The sequence below is a fragment of the Streptosporangium sp. LJ11 genome, from assembly GCF_051918945.1.
Classification (GTDB): Bacteria; Actinomycetota; Actinomycetes; order Streptosporangiales; family Streptosporangiaceae; genus Streptosporangium.
Genome location: NZ_JBPXMB010000068.1, coordinates 1 through 4987, shown reverse-complemented (window position 1 = coordinate 4987; position 4987 = coordinate 1). Strand labels below are relative to the sequence as shown.

The following is a 4987-nucleotide window of genomic DNA, read 5'->3' as shown; positions in this document are numbered from 1 at the left end:
TGCTTTGTGGTCAAGTCCTCGGCCTATTAGTACTGGTCAGCTCCACACATTACTGCGCTTCCACTTCCAGCCTATCAACCCGGTCGTCTCCCGGGAGCCTTACCCACTCTCGTGGTGGGAGACCTCATCTCAAGGCGAGCTTCCCGCTTAGATGCTTTCAGCGGTTATCCCTTCCGAACGTAGCCAACCAGCCGTGCTCCTGGCGGAACAACTGGCACACCAGAGGTTCGTCCGTCCCGGTCCTCTCGTACTAGGGACAGCTCCTTTCAAGTCTCCTGCGCGCGCAGCGGATAGGGACCGAACTGTCTCGCGACGTTCTAAACCCAGCTCGCGTACCGCTTTAATGGGCGAACAGCCCAACCCTTGGGACCTACTCCAGCCCCAGGATGCGACGAGCCGACATCGAGGTGCCAAACCATCCCGTCGATATGGACTCTTGGGGAAGATCAGCCTGTTATCCCCGGGGTACCTTTTAGCCGTTGAGCGACGGCGCTTCCACATGCCACCGCCGGATCACTAGTCCCAGCTTTCGCTCCTGCTCGACCCGTCGGTCTCACAGTCAAGCTCCCTTGTGCACTTACACTCGACACCTGATTGCCAACCAGGCTGAGGGAACCTTTGGGCGCCTCCGTTACTCTTTAGGAGGCAACCGCCCCAGTTAAACTACCCACCAGACACTGTCCCTGATCCGGATCACGGACCGAAGTTAGACGTTCAAAACGACCAGAGTGGTATTTCACCAATGACTCCACCACCACTAGCGTGATAGCTTCACCGTCTCCCACCTATCCTACACAAGACGTTCCAAACGCCAATGTCAAGCTATAGTGAAGGTCCCGGGGTCTTTCCGTCCTGCTGCGCGTAACGAGCATCTTTACTCGTAGTGCAATTTCGCCGGGTCTGCGGTTGAGACAGCGGGGAAGTCGTTACGCCATTCGTGCAGGTCGGAACTTACCCGACAAGGAATTTCGCTACCTTAGGATGGTTATAGTTACCACCGCCGTTTACTGGCGCTTAAGTTCTCAGCTTCGCGGAGTAAACTCCACTAACCGGTCCCCTTAACGTTCCAGCACCGGGCAGGCGTCAGTCCGTATACATCGTCTTACGACTTCGCACGGACCTGTGTTTTTAGTAAACAGTCGCTTCCCCCTGGCCTCTGCGACCCCCACCAGCTCAGAGCGCGAAGCTCGTCACCAGCGAAGGCCCCCCTTCTCCCGAAGTTACGGGGGCAATTTGCCGAGTTCCTTAACCACAGTTCACCCGATCGCCTTAGTATTCTCTACCTGACCACCTGAGTCGGTTTAGGGTACGGGCCGCCACGACACTCACTAGAGGCTTTTCTCGGCAGCATAGGATCACCCACTTCGCCACAATCGGCTCGGCATCACATCTCAGACTTAATGCGTTGCGGATTTGCCTACAACGCGTCCTACATGCTTACCCCAGGACTACCATCGCCTGGGCTGGGCTACCTTCCTGCGTCACCCCATCGCTTACCTACTACCAGTTCAGGCCAGGCGTTCACCCTCACCCCAAGCCCGAAGGCTTTAGGGGGGTTAAGGACCCTTAGTATCACTGGATTCAGTATTGGCGCATCGTAGCGGGTACGGGAATATCAACCCGTTGTCCATCGACTACGCCTGTCGGCCTCGCCTTAGGTCCCGACTTACCCTGGGCGGATTAGCCTGCCCCAGGAACCCTTGGTCATCCGGCGCAGAAGTTTCTCACTTCTGATTCGCTACTCATGCCTGCATTCTCACTCGCACAGCCTCCACAGCTGGATCACTCCGCTGCTTCCCCGGCCGCACGACGCTCCCCTACCCATCCACACACCTAAACCACAAAGGCTCGGATAATATGTGAATGCCACGACTTCGGCGGTGTACTTGAGCCCCGCTACATTGTCGGCGCGGAATCACTTGACCAGTGAGCTATTACGCACTCTTTCAAGGGTGGCTGCTTCTAAGCCAACCTCCTGGTTGTCACTGCGACTCCACATCCTTTCCCACTTAGCACACGCTTAGGGGCCTTAGTCGGTGGTCTGGGCTGTTTCCCTCTCGACTACGGAGCTTATCCCCCGCAGTCTCACTGCTACGCTCTCACTTACCGGCATTCGGAGTTTGGCTGACGTCAGTAACCTTGTCGGGCCCATTAGCCATCCAGTGCTCTACCTCCGGCAAGAAACACGTAACGCTGCACCTAAATGCATTTCGGGGAGAACCAGCTATCACGGAGTTTGATTGGCCTTTCACCCCTAAACACAGGTCATCCCCCAGGTTTTCAACCCTGGTGGGTTCGGTCCTCCACGCGGTCTTACCCGCGCTTCAACCTGCCCATGCCTAGATCACTCCGCTTCGGGTCTACAGCATGCGACTCAAACGCCCTATTCAGACTCGCTTTCGCTACGGCTCCCCCACACGGGTTAACCTCGCCACACACCATAACTCGCAGGCTCATTCTTCAAAAGGCACGCAGTCACATCACAAACAAAAGCAAGCTTCTGTTTACGCTCCTACGGCTTGTAGGCACACGGTTTCAGGTACTATTTCACGACCCCTCACCGGGGCGCTTTTCACCTTTCCCTCACGGTACTTGTTCACTATCGGTCATCAGGGAGTATTTAGGCTTACCAGGTGGTCCTGGCAGATTCACACAGGATTTCTCGGGCCCCGTGCTACTTGGGATCCCCTCAAACAGTCCAACCAATTTCGCCTACCCGACTCTCACGGTCTACGGCGCAACTTCCCAGAAGCTTCGACTATCGGAAGGATTTCTTACTGTCTGGAGGAACGGCAGTTCCTCCCAGAGGGTCCCACAACCCCGCAAACGCAACGCCTGCCGGCTATCACACGCCTACGGTTTAGCCTGATCCGCTTTCGCTCACCACTACTCACGGAATCACTATTTGTTTTCTCTTCCTACGGGTACTGAGATGTTTCACTTCCCCGCGTTACCACCAACCGCCCTATACATTCAGGCGGAGGCAACACCACATGACTGGTGCTAGGTTTCCCCATTCGGACATCCCCGGATCGCAGTCTGGTTGGCGACTCCCCGGGGCTTAACGCAGCCTCCCACGTCCTTCATCGGCTCCTGATGCCAAGGCATCCACCGTGTGCCCTAAAAAACTTGGCCACAAAGATGCTCGCGTCCACTATGCAAATCTCAAACAACAAACAGCGACCCACCAGACCCGCCACCAGCACCCAGGACAAACATCCCAAGCCGATGTGACAGATGGTCGGTCCCGCATGAGGCGGTCGGTGCTCCTTAGAAAGGAGGTGATCCAGCCGCACCTTCCGGTACGGCTACCTTGTTACGACTTCGTCCCAATCGCCAGCCCCACCTTCGACCGCTCCCCCCAGACAAGCTGGTTGGGCCACGGGCTTCGGGTGTTGCCGACTTTCGTGACGTGACGGGCGGTGTGTACAAGGCCCGGGAACGTATTCACCGCAGCGTTGCTGATCTGCGATTACTAGCGACTCCGACTTCATGGGGTCGAGTTGCAGACCCCAATCCGAACTGAGACCGGCTTTTAGGGATTCGCTCCACCTTGCGGTATCGCAACCCTCTGTACCGGCCATTGTAGCATGTTTGCAGCCCAAGACATAAGGGGCATGATGACTTGACGTCATCCCCACCTTCCTCCGAGTTGACCCCGGCAGTCTCCAATGAGTCCCCACCACCCCCGAAGGAGCGTGCTGGCAACATTGAACAAGGGTTGCGCTCGTTGCGGGACTTAACCCAACATCTCACGACACGAGCTGACGACAGCCATGCACCACCTGTCACCCAGTCCGAAGAGGGCTCCATCTCTGAAGCTTTCCGGGCGATGTCAAGCCTTGGTAAGGTTCTTCGCGTTGCGTCGAATTAAGCAACATGCTCCGCCGCTTGTGCGGGCCCCCGTCAATTCCTTTGAGTTTTAGCCTTGCGGCCGTACTCCCCAGGCGGGGCGCTTAATGCGTTAGCTACGGCGCGGAAACCGTGGAAGGTCCCCACACCTAGCGCCCAACGTTTACAGCGTGGACTACCAGGGTATCTAATCCTGTTCGCTCCCCACGCTTTCGCTCCTCAGCGTCAGGTAAGGCCCAGAGAACCGCCTTCGCCACCGGTGTTCCTCCTGATATCTGCGCATTTCACCGCTACACCAGGAATTCCGTTCTCCCCTACCTACCTCTAGCCAGCCCGTATCGAATGCAGACCTGGAGTTAAGCCCCAAGCTTTCACACCCGACGTGACAAGCCACCTACGAGCTCTTTACGCCCAATAATTCCGGACAACGCTTGCGCCCTACGTATTACCGCGGCTGCTGGCACGTAGTTAGCCGGCGCTTCTTCTGCAGGTACACGTCAACTTCGTCCCTGCTGAAAGAGGTTTACAACCCGAAGGCCGTCATCCCCCACGCGGCGTCGCTGCGTCAGGCTTTCGCCCATTGCGCAATATTCCCCACTGCTGCCTCCCGTAGGAGTCTGGGCCGTGTCTCAGTCCCAGTGTGGCCGGTCGCCCTCTCAGGCCGGCTACCCGTCGTCGCCTTGGTAGGCCATTACCCCACCAACAAGCTGATAGGCCGCGAGTCCATCCCCAACCGAAAAAACTTTCCACACCCACCCGATGCCAGGAGGTGTCGTATCCGGTATTAGACCCAGTTTCCCGGGCTTATCCCAGAGTCAGGGGCAGGTTACTCACGTGTTACTCACCCGTTCGCCGCTCGAGTACCCCGAAGGGCCTTTCCGCTCGACTTGCATGTGTTAAGCACGCCGCCAGCGTTCGTCCTGAGCCAGGATCAAACTCTCCAAACAATGTCTGAACAGTCCTTACCCAGCTGAAAGCCCACCACCGTCTACGACGGCGGCGGATGTTCAACCAAAGGAATCCGTCCCCCACCCACAGGATGGGTTGGACGGGATTGTGCTTCATGCACTGGCTTTTAACACACTGTTGAGTTCTCAAGAAACGGACGCGTACACCATCACCCTGACCCGACCAA

At 57.0% G+C, this 4987-nt stretch carries 2 rRNA genes; both read right to left on the bottom strand.

The annotated features are described in order from the left end of the window. Positions 1-6: 6 nt before the first annotated feature. A 23S ribosomal RNA gene (locus ACTOQ3_RS43250) occupies positions 7-3135 on the bottom strand. 139 nt (positions 3136-3274) lie between these two features. Continuing rightward, positions 3275-4799: ribosomal RNA gene (locus ACTOQ3_RS43245) — 16S ribosomal RNA — on the bottom strand. The 16S and 23S rRNA genes sit together here, the layout of an rRNA operon. Positions 4800-4987: the final 188 nt, after the last annotated feature.